General features: G+C 41.1%; 21 protein-coding genes, 2 tRNA genes and 3 pseudogenes. 15 read left to right on the top strand and 11 right to left on the bottom strand.

The annotated features are described in order from the left end of the window. From IPO83_04850 to IPO83_04835, 4 genes and pseudogenes are all read right to left on the bottom strand, one after another. Nucleotides 1–335 (bottom strand): annotated as a pseudogene (locus IPO83_04850) (enoyl-CoA hydratase/isomerase family protein). Between the two features lie 12 nt (nucleotides 336–347). Then, nucleotides 348–848, bottom strand: a pseudogene (locus IPO83_04845) (cobalamin B12-binding domain-containing protein). A 35-nt stretch (nucleotides 849–883) separates the two neighbouring features. Continuing rightward, the gene (locus IPO83_04840) at nucleotides 884–1,081 is read right to left on the bottom strand and encodes a hypothetical protein (GenBank protein MBK9730606.1); all 198 of its coding nucleotides are present in this window, start codon (nucleotides 1,079–1,081) and stop codon (nucleotides 884–886) included. 46 nt (nucleotides 1,082–1,127) lie between these two features. Further along, nucleotides 1,128–2,333 (bottom strand): annotated as a pseudogene (locus tag IPO83_04835) (hypothetical protein). 257 nt (nucleotides 2,334–2,590) lie between these two features. On the opposite strand from IPO83_04835, the gene IPO83_04830 reads away from it, so the two are divergent. Next, nucleotides 2,591–3,259, top strand: coding sequence for a polysaccharide deacetylase family protein (locus tag IPO83_04830; GenBank protein ID MBK9730605.1), 669 nt, complete (start codon nucleotides 2,591–2,593; stop codon nucleotides 3,257–3,259). Between the two features lie 97 nt (nucleotides 3,260–3,356). On the opposite strand, the gene IPO83_04825 is transcribed toward IPO83_04830, so the two are convergent. After that, nucleotides 3,357–3,926, bottom strand: coding sequence for a DUF3575 domain-containing protein (locus tag IPO83_04825; protein ID MBK9730604.1), 570 nt, complete (start codon nucleotides 3,924–3,926; stop codon nucleotides 3,357–3,359). 116 nt (nucleotides 3,927–4,042) lie between these two features. Here IPO83_04825 and IPO83_04820 point away from each other — a divergent pair, with 116 nt between their 5' ends. The 9 genes from IPO83_04820 (at nucleotide 4,043) to IPO83_04780 (ending at nucleotide 10,175) form a co-directional block, all read left to right on the top strand. Then, a complete protein-coding gene (locus IPO83_04820; GenBank protein MBK9730603.1) occupies nucleotides 4,043–4,819 on the top strand; it encodes a TatD family hydrolase in 777 nt (258 codons plus the stop codon). A gap of 49 nt (nucleotides 4,820–4,868) precedes the next feature. After that, nucleotides 4,869–4,959 (top strand) — tRNA-Ser (locus IPO83_04815). Nucleotides 4,960–5,171: 212 nt separating this feature from the next. After that, on the top strand, nucleotides 5,172–6,545 hold the full coding sequence (locus IPO83_04810; protein ID MBK9730602.1) for a tryptophanase: 1,374 nt from the start codon (nucleotides 5,172–5,174) through the stop codon (nucleotides 6,543–6,545). 91 nt (nucleotides 6,546–6,636) lie between these two features. After that, the gene (locus IPO83_04805; protein MBK9730601.1) at nucleotides 6,637–7,068 is read left to right on the top strand and encodes a hypothetical protein; all 432 of its coding nucleotides are present in this window, start codon (nucleotides 6,637–6,639) and stop codon (nucleotides 7,066–7,068) included. A gap of 164 nt (nucleotides 7,069–7,232) precedes the next feature. Beyond that, a tRNA-Ser gene (locus tag IPO83_04800) sits at nucleotides 7,233–7,319 on the top strand. Between the two features lie 140 nt (nucleotides 7,320–7,459). Beyond that, complete coding sequence (locus IPO83_04795; GenBank protein ID MBK9730600.1) at nucleotides 7,460–8,275, top strand: helix-turn-helix domain-containing protein; 816 nt, start codon at nucleotides 7,460–7,462, stop codon at nucleotides 8,273–8,275. Nucleotides 8,276–8,358: 83 nt separating this feature from the next. Next, nucleotides 8,359–9,075 (top strand): pirin family protein, encoded by a 717-nt coding sequence (locus IPO83_04790; GenBank protein ID MBK9730599.1) that lies wholly within the window; start codon nucleotides 8,359–8,361, stop codon nucleotides 9,073–9,075. 71 nt (nucleotides 9,076–9,146) lie between these two features. Then, nucleotides 9,147–9,680 carry a YceI family protein gene (locus IPO83_04785; GenBank protein MBK9730598.1) on the top strand — a complete coding sequence of 178 codons (534 nt, stop codon included), beginning with the start codon at nucleotides 9,147–9,149 and terminating at the stop codon, nucleotides 9,678–9,680. Between the two features lie 102 nt (nucleotides 9,681–9,782). Continuing rightward, on the top strand, nucleotides 9,783–10,175 hold the full coding sequence (locus tag IPO83_04780) for an OsmC family protein (GenBank protein ID MBK9730597.1): 393 nt from the start codon (nucleotides 9,783–9,785) through the stop codon (nucleotides 10,173–10,175). A 27-nt stretch (nucleotides 10,176–10,202) separates the two neighbouring features. Here the strand turns inward: IPO83_04780 and IPO83_04775 are convergent, their stop codons facing one another. Together IPO83_04775 and IPO83_04770 are read right to left on the bottom strand one after the other, a co-directional pair. Continuing rightward, a complete protein-coding gene (locus tag IPO83_04775; protein MBK9730596.1) occupies nucleotides 10,203–11,159 on the bottom strand; it encodes a S1/P1 Nuclease in 957 nt (318 codons plus the stop codon). Nucleotides 11,160–11,279: 120 nt separating this feature from the next. Continuing rightward, a complete protein-coding gene (locus IPO83_04770) occupies nucleotides 11,280–11,909 on the bottom strand; it encodes a DUF502 domain-containing protein (GenBank protein MBK9730595.1) in 630 nt (209 codons plus the stop codon). Between the two features lie 161 nt (nucleotides 11,910–12,070). Here IPO83_04770 and IPO83_04765 point away from each other — a divergent pair, with 161 nt between their 5' ends. After that, on the top strand, nucleotides 12,071–13,225 hold the full coding sequence (locus IPO83_04765; GenBank protein MBK9730594.1) for an acyl-CoA dehydrogenase: 1,155 nt from the start codon (nucleotides 12,071–12,073) through the stop codon (nucleotides 13,223–13,225). A 94-nt stretch (nucleotides 13,226–13,319) separates the two neighbouring features. Here IPO83_04765 and radC read toward each other — a convergent pair whose 3' ends face one another. Continuing rightward, on the bottom strand, nucleotides 13,320–14,048 hold the full coding sequence (radC, locus tag IPO83_04760) for a DNA repair protein RadC (protein MBK9730593.1): 729 nt from the start codon (nucleotides 14,046–14,048) through the stop codon (nucleotides 13,320–13,322). Nucleotides 14,049–14,401: 353 nt separating this feature from the next. Further along, nucleotides 14,402–14,656, bottom strand: a complete 255-nt coding sequence (locus tag IPO83_04755) for a 30S ribosomal protein S20 (protein MBK9730592.1) — start codon at nucleotides 14,654–14,656, stop codon at nucleotides 14,402–14,404. A gap of 131 nt (nucleotides 14,657–14,787) precedes the next feature. On the opposite strand from IPO83_04755, the gene IPO83_04750 reads away from it, so the two are divergent. After that, nucleotides 14,788–15,237 (top strand): DUF5606 domain-containing protein, encoded by a 450-nt coding sequence (locus IPO83_04750; GenBank protein MBK9730591.1) that lies wholly within the window; start codon nucleotides 14,788–14,790, stop codon nucleotides 15,235–15,237. A 117-nt stretch (nucleotides 15,238–15,354) separates the two neighbouring features. On the opposite strand, the gene dnaN is transcribed toward IPO83_04750, so the two are convergent. After that, nucleotides 15,355–16,473 (bottom strand): DNA polymerase III subunit beta, encoded by a 1,119-nt coding sequence (dnaN, locus tag IPO83_04745; protein ID MBK9730590.1) that lies wholly within the window; start codon nucleotides 16,471–16,473, stop codon nucleotides 15,355–15,357. Between the two features lie 880 nt (nucleotides 16,474–17,353). On the opposite strand from dnaN, the gene IPO83_04740 reads away from it, so the two are divergent. The 3 genes from IPO83_04740 to IPO83_04730 are packed head-to-tail and all read left to right on the top strand — an operon-like array spanning nucleotide 17,354 to nucleotide 19,780. After that, nucleotides 17,354–19,105, top strand: a complete 1,752-nt coding sequence (locus IPO83_04740) for an amino acid permease (protein ID MBK9730589.1) — start codon at nucleotides 17,354–17,356, stop codon at nucleotides 19,103–19,105. A 40-nt stretch (nucleotides 19,106–19,145) separates the two neighbouring features. Further along, the gene (locus IPO83_04735; GenBank protein ID MBK9730588.1) at nucleotides 19,146–19,385 is read left to right on the top strand and encodes a type II toxin-antitoxin system Phd/YefM family antitoxin; all 240 of its coding nucleotides are present in this window, start codon (nucleotides 19,146–19,148) and stop codon (nucleotides 19,383–19,385) included. Continuing rightward, nucleotides 19,382–19,780 (top strand): type II toxin-antitoxin system VapC family toxin, encoded by a 399-nt coding sequence (locus IPO83_04730; protein MBK9730587.1) that lies wholly within the window; start codon nucleotides 19,382–19,384, stop codon nucleotides 19,778–19,780. The genes IPO83_04735 and IPO83_04730 overlap by 4 nt, the downstream gene beginning before the upstream one ends. Nucleotides 19,781–19,972: 192 nt before the next feature. Here IPO83_04730 and rlmN read toward each other — a convergent pair whose 3' ends face one another. Next, entirely contained in the window at nucleotides 19,973–21,013 is a 1,041-nt protein-coding gene (rlmN, locus tag IPO83_04725) for a 23S rRNA (adenine(2503)-C(2))-methyltransferase RlmN (protein ID MBK9730586.1), read from the bottom strand. Nucleotides 21,014–21,234: the final 221 nt, after the last annotated feature.

Here is a 21,234-nt window from a genome sequence, read left to right as displayed (position 1 = left end):
ACCACCTCCCAAAGCAAATCCATTTATGGCAGCTATTACCGGTTTAGGCGCTGCTTCAATCTTATTAAAAACCCTGTGACCATTCGCCGACATTTCTTTTGCCTGTTCTGTTGTGAAGGACGTGAATTCTGTTATGTCAGCTCCGGCTACAAATGCTTTTGCCCCTGAACCTGTGATTATTACTCCACGAATCTCATCATTCTCATAAACATCATTAAAGGCAATATCCATTCTTCAATCACTTCACGATTGAGCGCATTTAATTTTTCAGGGCGGTTGATTGTGAGGGTTAACACTCCTTCATTCAAGTCAACTAATAAATGTTTGAATTCCATTGTTGATTTTTTTTAAGAATTGAGCCGTGATTTCCCGGCAAGATTTGAGTCCTTATTTTGTGAGCGATTTACAAATACGTGCAGATTATAAAAATCAAAATTACGGTGCAACTTCACCCATTCTTGTATATAGCCGGAGATTTCATGCGTGGAAGTACCCGGCGCGAACAATTACCTACTCCCATTTCATGAAGCGCAGACATGTCTTCTTCAGGAATAATGCCGCCGCCGGTTAACAGCACATCTCCGAGTTCCTTTTCTTTCATCAGGTTGATTATTTTGGAAACACCGTCATGTGCGCGCCTGATAAAATCGAAATACCTATCACATCCACATCTTCCTGCAAGCGGCATTCACCACCATTTCAGGCGTTTGACGAAGTCCTGTGTAAATTACTTCCATACCTGCATCACGCAAGGAAGAAGCAATCACTTTCGCGCCACGGTCATGGCCATCAAGACCAACCTTGGCAACCAGCACACGTACCGGACGATTCGTTTGAATGGAAGACATGAGGTATTAAATTTTAATGGTTTGCATTTATTTCTTCAGTTGACCGGGTTTTTTCTGCTCTTTTTCTTTTTTCTCAACCAGCTTTTGTCAACTACTTTACGGTCGAGAAAATCATTCAGCTTATCTGGTGAAATATTGGAAATGATTTCGCCGAATTCATTCACCCTTATATCCAATCCCTTAAGTTCAGGATCCACCTGCGCTTCATCAATTTTATCTTTCTTCTTTTTCATTTTTTCATTTTCTGCTTTTGGGAAAGCCTATCAATAAAATTAACAACTAAGCGGCTGTCATTCCATCAAACTTTACAGCAGCTACTTTCATCCTGTTGAGTGATTCTTCTTTGCCAAGCAATGAAACGATTTCAAAAACGGCGGGGCCGTTCTTTGTTCCAATCAACATCACTCTCAGCACTGGTAAAATATCTCCTGCTTTAAAATTATGCTGCTTCAAAAAGTCGTGCAAAAAAGTATCTGCCGAATGCATTGAAAAATCATCATGCGCCTGCAATTCACTGGCTAACATTTCAAAATTTTTTCCTGCCTGATTGTTCCATTTACTTTTTACAACAGTCGTGTCAAATTCAACAGGTGCAATAAAAAAACAGCAGCGTTCTGCCAGAGCTCATTGATAAACGTGCACCGCAATTTGATTACTTCGCAAACGCGTTCGATATAATCCTGCGATGCTTCCTCCCGATTTCCATTAATTCCAACTTTACAAAAGCAGATAGTTCATTCCCTGATTTCTGCTTCATGTATTCATGATTGAACCATTTCGCCTTTTCAAAATCAAACTTTGCGCCTGCCTTGTGAATACGTTCGATATTGAAATCCTTTATCAATGCCGACATTGGAAGCACTTCCTTACTTTCTGACGGCGCCCATCCAATGAGTGCCAGCATGTTTGCAAATGCTTCCGGAAAAAAATCCACGTTCGCGAAATCCCAACGATTGTTCGCCGGTTGCCGGATCTTTCCAGTTAAGTGGAAATACCGGAAATCCCAATCTGTCGCCATCCCGCTTGCTGAGCTTTCCATTTCCATCGGGACGAAGGATCAGCGGTAAGTGAGCAAACTTCGGGCGTTCTTCTTCCCATCCGAAAAACCGGTACAGCAAATAATATTCAGTCGCTCGCGCATAGTATTCAGTTCTTCTGCAGTATCAAAGCATAATACGCATTACCGGCAGTTACCAGTTGTAATGCGAAGGGATAATACAATTGCTTACGTTCCGATTGTTTGTAAGGTCCATATGGTCCGCCTGATCCAGGACCTTCGTCGGCAACAATGCCACACCATTCCAACGCTTGCAACATGTATTCTTCGGCTCCATTCACTAAACGGTTCTGATCGGTATCTTCCACTCTTATGATAAATGTGCCGTTGTGTTGCTTCGCGAAGAGGTAATTGTACAAAGCAGTGCGAACGCCACCAATATGCAGGGGGCCTGTTGGACTTGGAGCAAACCTTACTCTGACGGACATTTCATGAAGTTGATTCGGACAAAAATAGTTGAATTATGATAAAATTAGCCTGTATAAAATGGCTCTTCGAAGGACTAATCTTCAGTTCTGCCAAACATTCATCAGTTCATTCTTATGCTCCAACTCAGATCAGAAGTTTCTCCAGAACCCGACCAAAGATTGCAGATGGCTTACCGTGTCAATATTAATTCTAGTCCGTCTGCAACCAATACAATCCACATACCATCTTGAATTAAGTTTTTCTGAAATAAAATAAGATGCTTCACCTTTCGTCAGAACGCATATTAAAGAACCGAATCCAAATTGGGAATGTATTTTATAAAAACCCTGAAATTTTAAAACGCCTTTATCCGCGTCAGGTATGGAGTTTTCCTGAAGTACAAAAAAAGCTTTATCTCACCTTCGATGACGGACCTACTCCTTCTATTACAGAATGGACATTAAAGGAATTGAAAAAATTTAGTGCCAAGGCCACCTTTTTCCTGGTAGGACAAAATGCGGAGCGTTACCCGGAAATTATTTCTACGATTAAGAAAGAGGGTCATGCTATAGGCAACCATACCTACAAACATTTAAATGGCTGGTCTACCAGCACAAATGCTTACATTAAAGACATATTAAAATGTGATGAGATTGTATCGAGCAAACTTTTCCGTCCACCATATGGACGTATTACGAAATCGCAAACCAGCATCATGCTCAACCGCTATAAAGTGGTAATGTGGGATGTGCTGAGCGGTGACTTCGACCGTACCATAACTAAAGAACGCTGCCTTAAAAACGTTTTGGAAAATACACAACCCGGCTCCATCATTGTTTTTCACGATAGTGTGAAAGCTGCCGACCGCATGCAATATGCATTGCCACGTGTTCTGGAATATTATTCAGAAAGGAATTTCTCTTTTGCACCGCTAACCGTAAACTAATTACTTAAGCAGTATTCCAATATCAAAACCTGCAGAAAAAGTCAAAGGAACTTCAGGCACTTCAAAATGACTGTATTTGTAACTTTCGTCAAATGAATCAGGATATCCATAACCAGGTGCTGTAGAATTGTAGTGGAAAAAAAGATGTTCCATATCCAATTCCGCCGTGCAAATCAAGCGAAATAATCTTTGCCAATACCCACTGTTTTCCAAAATTCAGCATGAGTGCAATAGAATTATTTGTTCCTCTTTCAGTAGTGTAAATACCATTAGTGGAATTGTAAGATTCATAATCAAATCCGAATCCGCTGTAAATAAATTCCGGCTTAAAATATCCTCCCTGAAAATCATTATACCTTTTCATTCCGTCCAGTAAATAATCAGGCGTAAAATAGAGTTTCGGACCTGCCTTTATAAAGATACCCTTTCCATTATAGCCGTCATCAATAAAGCTCAGTCCAATAATGCCAATATTGCCTTCCAATGTAATATTGTTGGTAAGAACCTGCTCATATCCAAACGTAAGATTTCCGGTGAGCGGAGAGAAGAAATCCATTTTAATAATCCTGTTTTTCATCACAGGCGCGGGAGCCATTTCATTTTGTGAAAGTGCCATTTGAGTGCTGCACAACAGGGCAAAGAAAAATAAGAGATTTATCGTTTTCATAGTTTTCAATTGATCATTAAAGATAATAAATAATGTGTAACCGTTGCTTTTTGCAGCTAACACAATCTCAACAAATCCACCGTACATGAATACCTTTGCACAATAATAAGTCTGCCGTGAAGCTGATTGATACCCATTGCCATCTTTACCTGCCGGAATTTGATGCGGATCGTGATGCCATGATGCAAAGGGCGATGCAGGCCGGAGTTGATGGCTTTTTCCTGCCAAACGTTGAATCAGGAACCATTGAAAGCATGCTGGATTTAAGAGCAACCTACCGGGAAAAATGCTTTCCAATGATGGGTTTGCATCCTTGTTCGGTGAAAGAAGACTGGAAGGAGGAGCTTAAAATTATTGAAGACTATTTATTCAGAAAACCTGAGCTACAATTCCGGGGTATTGGTGAAACAGGACTGGATTTCTATTGGGATAAAACTTTTATACCCCAACAGAAAGAAAACTTTCAATTGCATATTGATTGGGCTAAGGAATTGGAGCTACCGATTATCATTCACAGCCGCGACGCAACTGATGCTTGCATTGAAATGATCCGGGAAAACAAATCAGAAAAACTCAGTGGCATCTTCCATTGTTTTTCCGGCGATATAAACCAGGCACAACAAATAATTGAATTGGGATTTTATTTAGGCATTGGTGGGGTGGTAACTTTCAAAAACGGCGGCCTTGACAAAGTGCTGGAGCAATTGGATCTGAGTCACCTTGTACTGGAAACAGATGCGCCTTACCTCGCACCCGTTCCACACCGTGGAAAGCGAAATGAAAGCAGTTATCTTCCGTTGATTGCTGAGAAAATCGGCATTATTAAAAACCTTTCCACTGAAGAGGTCGCTTCAATTACCACTTCCAATGCGAAACAGGTATTTGCGTATTGATTTTGATTGGCAAGCAAATTTTATGACCTTTGCGTCCCGCTCAAAAAAAGGAGAGGTGTCCGAGTGGTTGAAGGAGCACGCCTGGAAAGTGTGTGTACTCCTAAAGGGTACCGCGGGTTCGAATCCCGCCCTCTCCGCCATCGCTCGCCGAAGTCCCTGTTTTCCTTGGGACAAAGGCGAGTTTTCTTTTTTATAAACCCTGCAATAGCCATCTACATGACAAAAATCATGTGGATCAATAATTCTCATCAGTATCAGCAACAATTATGGCAACTACTTTCGGCGAAACTTTTTAATCAAAAGTTTCCGCAAGGAACCGTAATGATCAATTCTTCCTGATAATATAATTACCATGACAAAAACTATTATCGAGCCTTTTAGGATCAAAACAGTCGAACCCATTTCACTCACTACCAAATCGCAGCGGCAGCGCTTGCTCAAGAGTGCCTGTTACAATCCGTTTTTGCTGCATTCAAAAGATATAATCATCGACCTGCTTACCGACAGCGGCACTTCAGCTATGAGCATCCATCAATGGGCGGGAATTATGCTGGGCGATGAATCTTATGCCGGTGCAGGCAGTTGGCTGAAGCTGGAAAAAACCATCCACGAACTGACAGGCATGCCACACATTCTTCCTACACATCAGGGAAGGGCGGCAGAACGGATTTTGTACGGTCAGCTTGGCGGCAAAGGAAAAATCTTTATTGCCAATACCCACTTTGATACCACACGCGCCAACATTGAGTTTACCGGAGCAACAGCTATTGATTGTCTTACCTCCGAAGCAATGGATCTCAATTCCGAATTTCATTTTAAAGGTGATATGGATACCGATGAACTGAAAAAGCTGATCAAAAAGCATGGAAGAAAAAATATAGCTGCCATTATTCTCACCGTCACCAACAATACAGGCGGTGGGCAACCCGTATCGATGCGCAATGCAATTGAGGTGAGAAAGATTTGTGACGAACATGGGTTGATGCTTGTACTCGACATGTGCCGTATTGCAGAAAACAGCTATTTCATTCATCATTTTGAAAAAGGATTTTCTTCCAAGAGCTACTATGAAATCGCTCAGCAAATGTGCCGTCTGGCAGATGCCTGTGTAATGAGCGCGAAGAAAGACGGGCTTGCAAACATGGGCGGTTTTCTATCGCTAAAAGATGATGCGGTAGCTATGGCCTGTACGAACCTGCTGATCATTACGGAAGGTTTTACTACTTATGGCGGACTTGCTGGCCGCGATATGGAAGCAATCGCGGTTGGTCTGAAAGAAGTTTTTGAACCTGATTACCTTAAGTATCGGATTGAAAGCACAAAATATTTCGGTAATCATTTGTACGAAAAGGGAATCCCGCTCATGCATCCAATCGGAGGTCATGCTGTATACATTGATGCCAAAGAGTTTTATCATCACATTCCTGTTGAGCAATATCCCGGACAGGCACTTGTTTGTGAATTGTACCTCGCCGGTGGAATTCGTTGCGTTGAAATTGGCAGCGTAATGTTTGGGAAGTATAACGCGAAAGGAAAATTAATTCCGGCAGCACAGGAATTAGTCCGGCTCGCTATTCCAAGAAGGGTGTACACACAAAGTCATATTGATTATGTAATCGAAGTATTTGATGAAGTCTACAAAAACAGGAATCGGGCGAAGGGGCTTCGCATTATCTACGAACCAAAATTTCTCCGCCACTTTACTGCGAAGTTTGAAAGAATGTAAAGACAGTAATGCAACTCACAAAATGAACGTGGAAATCTAAATTTCCCGAAGCCGCAACTTGGATTTATTTTCGCCAGTGAAAATTTTTTTCATGAAAAAAATACTTTTTGCATTTATCATTTTGTGTGCTGCCTTCCGGATTTCATTTGCCCAGGATATTATTAAAGGCGCGACCAATACCGTTTCACTCGTAAAGAAAAGCGCGAAGCTTCCTTCCATAAAAAACAAAGACGGTTCAACCATCGTGCTCTCTTACAAAGAACCGGATGGCTTAAAAGTAATGATGGGCAAGAACGGAAAGAATTTTCCAGTGTGCGATCCTTATCCCAATGCGCTGATGGTGCAGGTGGCTGAAGCGGATATTGATAAAGACGGCAAGTTAGAAATCTTAGTGGGTGCGCGTACATCAACGGAATCAGTAGAAATAAAAATTTATAAAAGCCGGAATTTGAAACACTGTATAAACTCTGGACGTCATTCACCGGTGTGCAGTCCTTTGAATTTCCCGGAGATGGAAGCGTGAAATTGTATGATATGAATGGCAAATTCGGTTTGTTTAAACTGACGGATGACGGGAAGTTGAATGAATTGTAACAGGTATTTGCTAAATCATCAACTTATTGTATTTGAATTTTTATCCTAACAACCACCCGGCAGCTAAAGGAATTATTTGATACTTTCGCCCCCGGAGAGATGCCAGAGTGGTTGAATGGGACGGTCTCGAAAACCGTTTACCGACTTGTCGGTACGAGGGTTCGAATCCCTCTCTCTCCGCCTGATCATTCGCCAAAACGGTAATGTTATCATTCCGTAAGCATGAGCACTTTATCACGATTATGAAAGTCTCTCCCGAAAAAATTCCACAACTCGCTTTATTGCATAATGGCAAGCCGGTAAATTTTTTATGTAAAACCATGCAGAAGGTAGAAGCGGAAGAAAATAATCTGCTTCAATTTCCGCATCGCCATCAGTATTACACCATCATCTGGATCGAAAAAGCAACCGGTACACATCAGATTGATTTCAAGTCGTATGCTGTAAGCAGTCAAACCATTTTTTTCATCGGGCCCGAACAAGTGCATCACCTTCTGTTGAAGGGGAAACCAAAAGGAAGGGTATTTCTTTTCACCAATGATTTTCTCGAAGCCAATGGTATTCCGCAACAGTTTTTATCTGGACTGGAATTGTTTTTTGCCTGCGATGAAATCAAGCCAATCCGTTTAAAAAGCTCGCAAATTCCTGAAATGAAAAGCTACGCAGATCACATCTTCAAAGAATTTGCAAATGATCAATACCTGAAACAGGAATCCATTGCTGCCTGGCTCAAATTATTTTTAATTGCCTGCAAGCGCCTAAAAGCAGAAAATGCTGATCTGAATTCGCCATTGCAAAATCCAAGGTCAAGGACAGTTAAGGAATTCAAGAACCTGTTGGAAAAAAACTATGCACGACAGCATAAAGTAAGTGACTATGCAAAAGCATTGCACCTTTCCGCCAATTATCTTAATGAAGTGATTAAAGAAGAAACCGGTCAGTCCATCAAAGACCTGATTCAAAACCGCATCATTTTAGAAGCTAAGCGGCTGGCCACTTATTCAGATTATTCAATGAAGGAAACGTCCTTTCAATTAGGCTTCGATGATCCTTCTCATTTCAGCAAATTTTTCAGGAATTGCACCGCTACTGATTACACCACTTTCAGAAATGAAATCCGTAAAATGTACCTGTAAGTCGATGTTTTTTACAAGGCCATTAAAATTAACTGGCTGATCTTTGCCTCGTTGGAATTTTCCAGCAGCAAAAAAGATCGAATATGTCAGTAACCATTTTTCACAAAGCCGATAGCCGTGGTCACGCTAATCATGGCTGGCTCGATTCCCACCACAGTTTCAGTTTTGCGGGTTATCACAATCCGGAAAGAGTTCACTTTGGCGCCTTGCGCGTGCTGAACGATGATAGCGTAACCGGCGGCATGGGTTTTGGAAAACATCCACACGACAACATGGAGATTGTTTCCATTCCGCTGAAAGGTGCTTTAGAACACAACGACACAACAGGCAGGAAAGCTATTATTAAAACAGGTGATGTACAAATTATGAGTGCCGGCTCGGGCATCTCACATTCAGAAGTTAATGCATCAAAAACAGATGCCGTGAACTTCTTGCAGATTTGGGTGTTTCCTAAACTTCGTAACATTCCACCGCGGTATGAACAAAAGACATTTGAAACAGCAGATCGGAAAAATAAGTGGCAGTTAGTGGTTTCACCGGAAAAGGAAACCGCGGCATTGTGGATCAACCAGGATGCATGGTTTTCAATGGGAGATTTTAATGAAGAAATTGAAACCACATATACTATTCATCAAAAAGGAAATGGCATTTATGCTTTTATAATTGAAGGCAGCGCAACAATTAATGGCCAGGAGATGAATGAAAGGGATGGTGCCGGCATCACCGGCGTGGAATCAATAATCATTAAAACAACCAACGATTCTAAAATACTTTTGATTGAAGTTCCGATGGACATTTAGATTCATAATAGCAGCGGCACATTCAATCACGCCTGATATTTATTCATCACTAAACCAAAAACAAATTAAAAATGTCAACTGTAAAATGGACGCTGGATACTGCACATTCGCAGATGCAGTTTAAAGTAAGACACATGATGCTCACCACTGTAACGGGTGAGTTTAAAGAATTTGAAGTGAACGCGGAAACAGAAGGAATTGATTTTTCTACCGCAAAAATCAGTGCATCGGCAAATATTGCTTCCGTTACTTCCGGCAGCGAACAGCGCGATACACACCTGAAATCAGATGATTTTTTTAATGCTGAAAAATTCCCCAAGCTCTCTTTTGAAAGCACATCTCTCGTGCATGCAGGTGATGACCATTGGATTCTGCAAGGCGATCTTACGATCCGCGATATTACCAAACCGGTTTCTTTCGATGTGCTCTACATGGGAATGATTGATGATCCATGGGGAAATAAGAAAGTGGGATTTGAAGTGAACGGAAAAGTAAAACGCAAAGAATTCGGATTGATGTGGGATGTGGTTACGGAAGCCGGTGGTGTAGTGGTAAGTGAAGATGTTCGCATCCATTGCAATATGCAGTTTACGAAACCGAAGTAGTAATATTATTTGCTGCATTGTTAGATTGTTGAATTGTTATTGCACCTTACACTGAAATATCAATTCAACAATTTGATAACGTAGCAGTATAACCCTCAACCGATGCATCTCACAACAGCTCACATCAAAAAAGATCATTTTAAAACACATGTACAGGCAGGTGAAAATTCAATTATTGCGGACGAGCCTGCAGATGAAGGTGGAGCAGAAATGGGTTTTTCTCCTGATGAATTGTTACTCGCAGCTTTGGGCTCCTGCACTACCATTACTTTGCGAATGTATGCCGACAGAAAGGGTTGGGCACTCGACGAAGTAAAAGTTCACATGACGTTTGAAAGAGATAAAGTCAAAAACACAACACACATTCTCAGGACTGTTGAGTTAAAAGGTGCGCTTTCTGAAGAACAAAAGAAAAGACTCATGGTGATTGCAGATAAATGTCCAACGCATCAGATTCTTACCCATGAGATTACTATTGAAAGCAAAATTGTTTAGCATTCAAATAGAATATTTACAAAGTTGTCATTCTTCCCGTCCATAAATTTTACCATCGCGCCAGGCTCTGTCCATTGCTTCAATTTCCAATTGTTCTTCAGGTGAAACAGTACCATCATTGAGTTCACTCAAATCAGGCTTGCCTGCATTTACCCAGGCTGTGTACCAAAAACTTCCCACCGCAATAATGGCCGCTCTCATTTTCCGCTCCTCCATATTATTCAGTTTTTGCTGATAGGCTGCAGAATACTCTTTTGAATACGTTCGAACGACGGTCTCGCCCCTTTGTTCAAAAGCATATTTGCGATCTGGGGTAAACTGCTCCGACAATTCCTTTTCCATTGACAGAACAGAATCCACTTCCAAACTGCTTTTCAAAACTACGTTCCAAATATATTCAGATGGATGCGAAATGTATTCCGCTTTCCCCACAAAAAAATCATAGTTTTCACCAAACAACTCAGGAATACGCGATTCCCAGAATCCATGAATACCTGTCTGATTGGTAAGTTGTCCATTGTAATTATGAGTGCAATGCAGCGGCACATGCGCATCCGCAATGTAATGTCCGATATCGGCTGAATAATGAAGGATTCTGTATTTGTCTTTCTCCTTAAAAGCATCTGTCAAACGATAAAGCATTAACGGAACATACCATGGAACAATGCCATGTTTCTTAAGCGAATCCTCGCTGTATTTAGCTACTGCATCGTCCCATCGACGCGGCAAACTGTCGTGAGGATAACTTCCATACCTGTCAAGGTCAATATAATGTCTTGGTGCTTCATCCGGATTGCTGTAACGTCTCTTATCAGGATCAACAGCATGGCTGGTGATGTATTCAATATTCGCTTTGTAAAGTGCAAGCATTTGCGGAGGTAACGTAAACACAGCAATACGGTTGATGCGTTGATGCCCCCAAAATCCCCAGGAATAGACAATAGAAGTGGTGGTTGCCAAAACCAGGAAAACAAGTAGTGATATTGCGGTAGGCTTTCTCAAATAAATCCGGATTGAAAAATTAAAAGTATGACTGTTTAACCTGTTTGTTTATTATTGCCTGAACAGTAAAAGTTATCCTATTCATTTTGAGCACTGATATATTTAAATCAGGCCGGCCGGGTCGTCATTCATGATTTCCTTTGGTTCAGTTTTTTTTATGCTTTCAATTCCGGTAATCCCGCCGGAGACAATAAACTTAAGCGCGTTGGTAGCTTCAAATGATTTCAGCACGGTAATATTTTCTTTCGGAACAAGGTACAGGTTTCCGGAAAAATTATACGAGTGTGGAAAATATACAGCCGACAATCCGCTGATTCCTATTTCCGAAAGATCTTCCTTAGTAATAAATCCCAACTTCTGAATGCCTGCGTCTTTAAATAAAGTTACCATTACAGGTTGGGTGAAGGTTCTGTTGTTTCCTGCAAAGGCATTAAACAAATCCTTTATTGAAGTATAAATCACTTTTGCAAAAGGTGCTTTAGAAAAAATACTTTCAATGAAAGCCATCACCGGATTGAATAAAAAGAAAGAGGAAAACAATCCAACAACGGTTATTGATGATAGTACAATCAAAAAGCTGAGTCCCGGGAACAAACCCGGGATCAATCCATCTAACCACCTGATCAGGTAAACAATCGTATAAACCGTTATAAAAATGGGTGAAACAAAAATTAACCCGCGAAAAAAATAGTTCGTGATCTGGCGAATCCAACGTGGATAAGTGTTTTTCATAAGCGTTTGATTTAAGTTGCGAAGGTAGGTTGTTGCTGTGGATGTTGTTCGATGTTTGCATGTCATAGAATGCCCAATGACTCATGCCCAAGGACTACTGTCTAAAATGACCAATCACAAAAGATTTCTATTTTTACCAACCTCAAAAAAAATTATACCCGATGAATTTCCAATTGACTGAAGAACATCTCATGATTCAGAAAGCAGCACGTGATTTTGCACAACAGGAATTGTTGCCCGGCGTGATAGAGCGCGACGAGAAACAAAAATTTCCGGTGGAACAGGTGAAGAAATTGGCTGAACTTGGATTTATGGGCATGATGGTTTCAACGGATTATGGCGGCAGTGGATTGGATACGATTTCCTATGTAACTGCCATGGAAGAAATTTCTAAAGTAGATGCGTCTGCATCAGTATGCATGTCGGTAAATAATTCATTGGTATGCTGGGGATTGGAAACGTATGCATCCGAAGCACAAAAGCAGAAATACCTCACTCCTCTTGCCCGTGGAATGAAAGATGGTGAACTCTATTTAGGTGCTTTTTGCCTTTCAGAACCGGAAGCGGGAAGTGATGCTACTTCGCAACGCACTACAGCAATTGATAACGGTGATCATTATTTGCTGAATGGCACAAAGAATTGGATTACTAACGGAAACACGGCTTCTGTTTATCTCGTGATTGCACAAACTGATGTTGCAAAGGGAAGTCGCGGCATCAATGTTTTTATTGTTGAAAAAAACTGGTCAGGAGTAACGGTAGGAGGAAAAGAAAACAAGCTCGGTATTCGCGGTAGTGATACACATTCGATTATGTTTCAGGATGTGAAAGTTCCCAAAGAAAACAGGATTGGCGAAGATGGTTTCGGCTTCAAGTTCGCGATGAAAACACTGGCCGGCGGAAGAATAGGAATTGCTTCGCAAGCATTGGGCATTGCTTCCGGCGCTTATGAACTGGCGCTTGCTTACTCTAAGCAGCGTAAAGCATTTGGTAAAGAAATCTCACAACACCAGGCCATTCAGTTTAAGCTGGCCGATATGGCAACTGAAATTGAAGCAGCACGACTCCTGATTATGAAAGCAGCATGGGAAAAAGATCAGCATCTTGATTATACCTTATCAGGAAGTATTGCGAAAGTGTTTGCTTCAGAAGTGGCGATGAAAACAACAGTAGAAGCAGTGCAGATTCACGGTGGATACGGTTATGTAAAAGAATACCATGTGGAGCGATTGATGCGCGATGCCAAGATCACCCAGATTTATGAAGGAACAAGCGAAGTACAGCGGATTGTAATATCACGTTCCATTCTAAAATAACGGAACACTTTTCTTTATTGGCACATCGGCACTTCAAATTATCGCACATCGATTCACATCATAACATCATTTCAATGGCACATCGGCACTTCCCTTACATCATCCCTTCGTCGGCAAAACTATAGTACTTAGCATCGCCGATAATCAAGTGATCAAACACTAAAATTTCCAATACTTTACCCGCTTCCTTCATTTTTTTAGTCAGCTCAATATCGGCCTGACTGGGATGCAGGTTGCCTGAAGGATGATTGTGGCAGAGTATCACCGAAGTAGCGTCGGCTTTAATCGCAACATTGAAAATCTTTCTTGGGTCCGCTACTGTTCCCGTTAAACCTCCTTCGCTGATACGTTCTACACCAATTACCTTATTGGCCCGGTTCAACAGCAAAATCCAAAATTCTTCATACCTGAAATCCGCCATTTTCGGATAGAGGATATCAAACGCATCGCGGCTGGAAGTGATTTTATCTTTTTCCTTAACAGCCGACAATTGTCGACGCCGTCCCAGTTCGAGTGCAGCTACAATCGTAATCGCTTTTGTTTCTCCAATACCGGAAATTCCCAAATTGAGAAAATCGTGCACTGTAAGTTTTCCAAGTGCAGCAAGGTCGTTGTTGGTGCGTTTGAGCAGTTCCATGGAAATATCCACTGCGGTTTTTTCACGCGTTCCCGTTCGAAGCAGAATGGCAATCAGCTCCGATTCGGTGAGCGTATGTTTTCCTTTCAGCAGTAACTTTTCACGCGGACGATCTTCTTCAGCCCAACTCTTGATACCAGAGGGTTCGGGATAAATGCCCGAAGGGTTGTGGTTATTGTTTGACATAGTAAATAGGATATAATAATCGAAAAGGTAGCAAATTATTCAAACTTGTTACTGATTATATGGTTTTCAAGATTCCAGCTTTATTTACTAATATTTTCTCGCAAAGGCACAAGGCTCGCAAAGAAAAAATGGGTTCCTTCCTTTGCGAGCTTTGCGAAGAAGTACATTTCCAGATCATTATCCTTTAGCTTGAATATTCCCGAAACTCAGAGGAGCCATTTACGGTTTTCTTTCTTTTTCGTTCAGAAATAAAACAGCGTGATCCACAGCTGATTTTATTACGATCCGACACCTTTAAAAACAACAGAGGTGCAACTTTTCAGCTGCACCTCTGCATGTTACGAAAACAGTTTTTACTTCAGGCCATTCAACTTCTTCATCAGACCTGATTTCAGGTTGTCGGCTTTCTTTTTATGGATGATGTTGCGTTTTGCGAGTTTATCAATCATTGCAACTGTATCAGGAAGTAGTTTTTTTGCCTCTTCCTTGGTATCCACTGCACGCAGATCTCTTACAGCATTACGGGTAGTTTTACCGAAATAACGGTTGTGTTCCCGTCTTTTCTTTGCCTGGCGATCGGCTTTCTGAGCATTTTTGGTATTGGCCATTGAACTTCTTTTAATTTTTTGAGGACGCAAAGATAACCCAATCCGCTTATTTACAAAATCAATTCCTGCATAATTTCAATTGCCGGACGCGGTTTTATCATTACTTTTGGCGCTCTAAAAATCAATACTTCATGGAGTTTAAAGACATTATGTCCATCAGCGGCCTTCCGGGATTATTCTCATTGGTTTCCACAAAAGGGAACGGCATCGTCGTAAAATCGATGGAAGATGGAAAAACACAATTTGTTTCTTCGCGCATTCACGGCATTTCCTCGCTGGATAACATTTCTGTTTACCTGAATCAGGAGGAAACCATCAGCTTGCGTAATGTATTAGCTGAAATGAACAAGCAGGAAACTAACATTCCATTGGCTGACCCAAAATCAGATCCGGCAACCTTAAAAAGCTATTTCAAGAAAATTGTACCTGATTATGATGAAGAAAAAGTTCATGTGAGTGACATGAAAAAGATGATCAAATGGTATCATTTACTGAAACAGCACGATTCCATTCCAACAACGGAAGTGGTTGAAGACAACGAATCAACTGAAGAATCTGTAGACGAGAAAAAAGAAGTATAACCGTCTTTTAACCTTCAAGCAATGTTTTTTAACAGCAATCCAGTACTGCAAAAAAGCGAAAGCCCTTTTAAATATCAGAGGGCTTTCGCTTTTAATTATTACTTATTAAAATGCAGGTCAGGTATTCACCATAATCGGCATCACGAGCATAAGTAAATCTTCATTTTCCTTCTTATTTACAGGAGTCATGATGCAGGCACGCGAAGGTGTAGAAAATTCAAACTGTACTTCTTCTTCATTCATTGATGCAATCATATCAATCACGAATTTTGCATTGAAGGCAATCTCAAGATCTTCACCATCATATTGACAGGTAAGGGTTTCATTTCCTTCATTCGAAAAATCAAGGTCACGCGTATTAATACTCAATTCGCTGCCGCTCATTTTTAAAGTAGCCTGGTGTGTTGTCTTGCTACTCAATACTACAAGACGGCGCAATGAACTCAGCAAATCACTGGACTGGATGGTGAGCTTATTCGGGTTTTCCGTTGGAATAACCGCTGTATAATCAGGATATCGTGCATCAATTAATCTGCAGATCAACTTCACATAACCGAAATTAAAAAACGCATTGGAACTGTTATAAGAAATTTTCACTTGCGTTTCTTCTGCAGGTAGGGCATTTCCTAACAATTGCAACGCCTTTTTGGGGACAATAAAAGAAGTGGCCTTCCCGGCTTTTGCATCGAGCCTTTTATACCTGACTAAACGATGTGCATCCGTTGCCACAAAAGTGATTCCGTCCGGTGTGAGCTCAAAGTTTACACCTGTCATGGCAGGGCGCATATCATCAGAACCTACCGCGAAAAGTGTTTTGTTGATGGCATTGGCAATAACGGAGGAAGGCAGTTTAATTTCTTTGGTTTCTTCAGGAACAGGAATTCTTGGAAAGTCATCGCCATTTTCACCGGTAAGACGGTATTTTCCCTTATCAGAAGTGATTTCGATCGCTAAATTCTGGTCGTTAATGGAAAAGGTAAGTGGTTGTTCAGGAAGCGTTTTCAGAATGTCCATCAATAATTTGGCAGGAATGGCAATTTTACCTTCTTCATTAGCTTCCACATCCAGCGATGAACTCATTGATGTTTCCAGGTCTGTTGAAAACACCGTCAGCTTTCCGTCTTTAATATCAAAAAGAAAGTCTTCGAGAATCGGGAGCACTGTATTTGAACTCACAACACCTGCAATCAATTGCAATTGTTTCAACAATGAACCTGACGACACTATAAATTTCATACGAGGCTGTTTTTTTTAAAGATGCGCAAGATAATGATTTTTAAAAATAAGGCAATTTAGTAGTTAACATAGAGTGATGGATTTGATTACATGTTTTTTGCACCGCTGTGGCCATGCATGCACAAGTATTTGCAACGGAGGCACGGATTTACACGGAGAAAAGTTGTTGATTGATTTGGGTATCGGTACATGATCGACAACTCTTCGACAACTTCCTTGAATGCTGTGGCCATGCATGCAAAAATATTTGCCACGGATGCACGGATTTACACGGAGAAAAGATGTTGATTGATTTGGGTATCGGTACATGATCGACAACTTGCCCACGACTTCCTTAAATGCTGTGGCCATGCATGCACAAGTATTTGCCACGGAGGCACGGATTTACACGGAGAAAAGTTGTTGATTGATTTGGGTATCGGTACATAATCGACAACTCGTCGACAACTTCCTTGAATTCTGTGGCCATGCATGCACAAGTATTTGCCACGGAGGCACGGATTTACACGGAGAAAAGATGTTGATTGATTTGGGTATCGGTACATAATCGACAACTTGCCCACGACTTCCTTGAATGCTGTGGCCATGCATGCACAAGTATTTGCAACGGAGGCACGGATTTACGCGGAAAAAAGTTGTTGAATGATTTGGGTATCGGTACATGATCGACAACTTGCCCACGACTTCCTTGAATGGTGTGGCCATGCATGCACAAGTATTTGCCACGGAGGCACGGATTTACACGGAGAAAAGATGTTGATTGATTTGTTCGTATTCAATTACTATGCAGTAGATATGCATTAAAACTCTTTTTCTAAATGCACTTATAATTTGTGCGCATGATTTTTTTTCCCATTTTGTACTCCATAAATTCTCCATTATGAATATTAACCAACTCTTCCGGCGGAAATCTGTCGATTATATCTTGAAACAAGTGAAACTGGGAGAGAGCGATGTTGATCATGTTTCATTATCTAAACATCTTGGACTGCGCGACCTTACTGCTTTTGGCATTGCAGCAATTATCGGTGCCGGTGTTTTCAGCACCATTGGCAATGCAAGTTTCAATGGCGGACCCGGCGTTGTATTACTTTTCATCTTCACAGCTTTTGCCTGCGGATTTGCCGCTTTTGCCTATGCGGAATTTGCTTCCCTTGTGCCCGTATCCGGAAGTGCCTACACATACTCTTATGTAGCTTTTGGGGAATTGGTGGCCTGGTTTATCGGCTGGGCTTTGATTATGGAATATGCAGTCGGCAATGTGGTGGTGGCAGTTTCCTGGTCTGATTATTTTACCGGACTACTCGATAAAGTCAACATTCCATTTCTCGGCATTAATGGCATTCATATACCTGAATGGGCGAGCATCGACTATTTTTCAGCACAGAATGGCTTTAATGATGCTGCTGCAAGAATTACTGCAGGAACTGCTTTGAGTGACCTGAGTCATGCAGAGCAAACTGCCTATCTCGCATGGACGAACGCACCGTTATTGGGTAGTTTTCACCTGATTGCAGATATTCCTGCAGTAGTCATTGTCCTGATCATCACAGCACTTATTTACAGAGGCATTAAAGAAACACGCAATGCCAGTAACATTATGGTGGCCATAAAACTTACCATCGTTTTACTCGTGATTGCAATTGGTGTTTTTTACGTAAACACTGAAAACTGGAATCCTTTTTTACCCAATGGAATTGGTGGTGTGCTCTCCGGTGTATCTGCCGTATTCTTTGCTTACATCGGCTTCGATGCCATCTCCACTACTGCTGAAGAATGTGTTAATCCGGAACGTGACCTACCGAAAAGCATCATGTACTCCATCGTCATTTGTACTATACTTTATGTTGCGATTGCATTGGTACTTACCGGCATGGTGAGCTACGATCAATTAGCAGTGGGCGATCCGCTGGCTTTTGTTTTTGAAAAAGTAAATCTCAACTGGATTTCCGGTGTCATAGCCATCAGTGCGGTAGTAGCGATGGCGAGTGTATTGCTCGTTTTTCAAATGGGACAACCCAGAATCTGGATGAGCATGAGCCGCGATGGATTGCTTCCGAAAAAATTCGCAACAGTTCACCGTAAATTCAAGACGCCATCTTTTTCAACCATCGTAACCATGTTTGTGGTGGTAATTCCTATTCTCGTAATTCCAACCAATATTGTTTTAGACCTTACTTCCATGGGAACACTGTTCGCGTTTGTACTGGTTTGCGGTGGTGTATTAAAAATGCAAATTGATCCGAATGCACCTAGAGGAAAATTCAAAACGCCTTATGTAAATGCAAAATACCTGTTACCTTTTTTTCTGGTGCTCGCCATTTTCCTGGTGTTCACACAAGCGCAGGGATGGAAAAATCAAATGCTTGATTTTTCAGGCTGGAATACCATCGCCTCCAATTTTCCAATGTGGTTGTTTGTGATTCTTTGTTTCGCACTCAGCTATTATTCCTTTACCAAAAATCTTTCTCTCATTCCCGTTCTTGGATTGATCTTCTGCTTTTACATGATGGCTCAAATTCATTATACCAGTTGGATCGGTTTTGTGATCTGGCTCGTTGTAGGATTGGTCATTTATTTCTCTTACGGATTTCACAACAGCAAGCTCCATCACCTGAAAAAAGAGGGCTGATTTTTCTTGTCAAGTTGACAAATAGATTTATTTTTGAAGTATGAAGACCTATTCCGTTGGTGATCTGAAAGCTCATTTCTCTGAAGTGCTTGATATGGTACAGGAAGGAGAAGAAATCGCCATTTCTTATGGTAAAAAGAAAGAAGTAATTGCACGTATAGTACCGGAGAAAAAAATCGATAAAACAAAGAAGAGAAAGCTCGGTGCTTTGAAAGGAAAAGCTACTGTTACGTTTATGTCTGACTGGGAAATGACAGATAAAGAATTAATTGGCTTATGAATTTTCTGTTAGATTCGCATACACTTGTTTGGGCTGTAGTTTATCCTGAAAAGTTGTCGGTATCCGCACGGGAATCTATTGAATTGCAAGGCAATGATCTTTTTGTAAGCACAGTAAGTTTCTGGGAATTATCTATTAAATTCAATTTGAAAAAGTTGGAAATGAAAGGCATATCTCCCCTCGATTTGCTATCTGCTGCAAAAGATATTGGGATAAAAATGATTTCACTTCACGAAATGGAGTCAGCTTCCTTCTTTAAGCTTCCAATGCAGTATCACCGTGATCCGTTTGACAGGATGCTTGCATGGCAATGTATTAAAAGGAACTATACTCTTATTTCCAAAGATAAAAGAATGAATTCTTATGAACCTCTTGGGCTCAAGGTTGTCTGGTAGTGAATGATTGATGCTGTTGTGGTCCGCACCTACAACCTTGAATATTGAAGAATTATAAAATGTAAAAATCTATTTCATTTTGAATTTGGATGTTCTTTTCCGAGTGAATCCTGTTCTCCGGCAACCATTTAACCTTGTAGCAATTTAACAATCAGCGATTGGGAACTTGCTACAACACACCCTTAATAAGATTTATTTATTCGCCAACTGCCCACAGGCCGCATCAATATCTTTTCCCCGGCTGCGGCGAATAGTTGCAATCACTCCATGGTTGTTGAGGTAATCACAAAAGTGTTTGGCGCGATCATCGGATGCGCGATTATAAGTCACACCTTCCACCTTGTTGTATTCTATCAGGTTTATTCTTGCCGGAATGCGTTCACAGATCTGCACTAATTGACGTGCATCTTCTACATAATCGTTGAAATGATCGAGCAGGATGTATTCAAAAGAAATACGGTTGCCGGTTTTTTCCGCGAAGTAATGAAGCGCTTCAATCAGTGATTCAAGATCATTCGTTTCATTAATCGGCATGATCTCATTTCGCTTCACATCATTGGCAGCATGCAGTGAAAGCGCCAACCGGAAACGCACTTCATCATCGCCCAGCTTCTTAATCATCTTGGCAATGCCGGCAGTTGAAACAGTAATTCTTCTTGGCGACATCCCCAATCCTTCCGGTGATGAAATTTTTTCTACCGCTTTCATTATCTCCGCATAGTTCAACAACGGTTCTCCCATACCCATAAAAACGATATTCGTTAAACCACGACCGTGCACTGCAATAGCTTCCTTATTGATGAGCACCACCTGGTCAAATATTTCATCAAAATTCAAATTGCGTTTGCGACCCATTCTGCCGGTTGCACAAAACTTACACGTAAGTGAGCAACCCACCTGCGAAGAAACACAGGCAGTGAGCCGGTCTGTAGCAGGTATCAAAACACCTTCAATAAAATGCCCGTCATAAGTTTTGAAACGCATCTTAACTGTTCCATCTTTGCTCACTTGTTTTTCGTCGGACGAAAGGGAGTTGATTACAAAATCTTCTTTCAGCTTATTGCGAAGATCTTTTGAAAGATTCGTCATCTCCTCAAAAGAACCCACTCCCTTCTGCCACAGCCATTCATAAATTTGTTTGGCGCGAAAAGTCTTCTCTCCGGCACTTTCCAGATATGACGTAATATCCTCTAAACTCAGGCTGCGGAAATCATTTTGGGTGGAGGTAATCATTGGGCGAAGATAAGGAAATCACGACTGGTTTCTTTTGAGTGAATTGGTTGCAATAAATTTATGATTTCTATAGATGTGAAAAACGAATGATGCATCAATTATAACCTGCCGTTATTGATTGGGATTGGATTAGTTAAAAAAGTGAGAATCATAAACATCAATTAATTTCCTCCAAACCCTTCAATCCTTAATTTCCTTTTCTAATTTGCATAAAATGTAAA

It is taken from the genome of Chitinophagaceae bacterium (assembly GCA_016717285.1).
Lineage (GTDB): Bacteria > Bacteroidota > Bacteroidia > Chitinophagales > UBA10324 > JACCZZ01.
The sequence above is the reverse complement of the archived record's forward strand: the minus strand, read 5'-3'. Positions and strand labels throughout refer to the sequence as shown.

Coding starts and splice junctions, on each gene's coding strand:
- IPO83_04830 (MBK9730605.1), top strand. CDS start 2,591: ATGCTTCACCTTTCGTCAGAACGCATATTAAAGAACCGAATCCAAATT.
- IPO83_04750 (MBK9730591.1), top strand. CDS start 14,788: ATGGAGTTTAAAGACATTATGTCCATCAGCGGCCTTCCGGGATTATTC.
- IPO83_04785 (MBK9730598.1), top strand. CDS start 9,147: ATGTCAACTGTAAAATGGACGCTGGATACTGCACATTCGCAGATGCAG.
- IPO83_04755 (MBK9730592.1), bottom strand. CDS start 14,656: ATGGCCAATACCAAAAATGCTCAGAAAGCCGATCGCCAGGCAAAGAAA.
- IPO83_04740 (MBK9730589.1), top strand. CDS start 17,354: ATGAATATTAACCAACTCTTCCGGCGGAAATCTGTCGATTATATCTTG.
- IPO83_04790 (MBK9730599.1), top strand. CDS start 8,359: ATGTCAGTAACCATTTTTCACAAAGCCGATAGCCGTGGTCACGCTAAT.
- IPO83_04825 (MBK9730604.1), bottom strand. CDS start 3,926: ATGAAAACGATAAATCTCTTATTTTTCTTTGCCCTGTTGTGCAGCACT.
- rlmN (MBK9730586.1), bottom strand. CDS start 21,013: ATGATTACCTCCACCCAAAATGATTTCCGCAGCCTGAGTTTAGAGGAT.
- IPO83_04735 (MBK9730588.1), top strand. CDS start 19,146: ATGAAGACCTATTCCGTTGGTGATCTGAAAGCTCATTTCTCTGAAGTG.
- IPO83_04805 (MBK9730601.1), top strand. CDS start 6,637: ATGAAAAAAATACTTTTTGCATTTATCATTTTGTGTGCTGCCTTCCGG.
- IPO83_04795 (MBK9730600.1), top strand. CDS start 7,460: ATGCAGAAGGTAGAAGCGGAAGAAAATAATCTGCTTCAATTTCCGCAT.
- IPO83_04765 (MBK9730594.1), top strand. CDS start 12,071: ATGAATTTCCAATTGACTGAAGAACATCTCATGATTCAGAAAGCAGCA.
- IPO83_04730 (MBK9730587.1), top strand. CDS start 19,382: ATGAATTTTCTGTTAGATTCGCATACACTTGTTTGGGCTGTAGTTTAT.
- IPO83_04780 (MBK9730597.1), top strand. CDS start 9,783: ATGCATCTCACAACAGCTCACATCAAAAAAGATCATTTTAAAACACAT.
- dnaN (MBK9730590.1), bottom strand. CDS start 16,473: ATGAAATTTATAGTGTCGTCAGGTTCATTGTTGAAACAATTGCAATTG.
- IPO83_04840 (MBK9730606.1), bottom strand. CDS start 1,081: ATGAAAAAGAAGAAAGATAAAATTGATGAAGCGCAGGTGGATCCTGAA.
- IPO83_04770 (MBK9730595.1), bottom strand. CDS start 11,909: ATGAAAAACACTTATCCACGTTGGATTCGCCAGATCACGAACTATTTT.
- IPO83_04810 (MBK9730602.1), top strand. CDS start 5,172: ATGACAAAAACTATTATCGAGCCTTTTAGGATCAAAACAGTCGAACCC.
- radC (MBK9730593.1), bottom strand. CDS start 14,048: ATGTCAAACAATAACCACAACCCTTCGGGCATTTATCCCGAACCCTCT.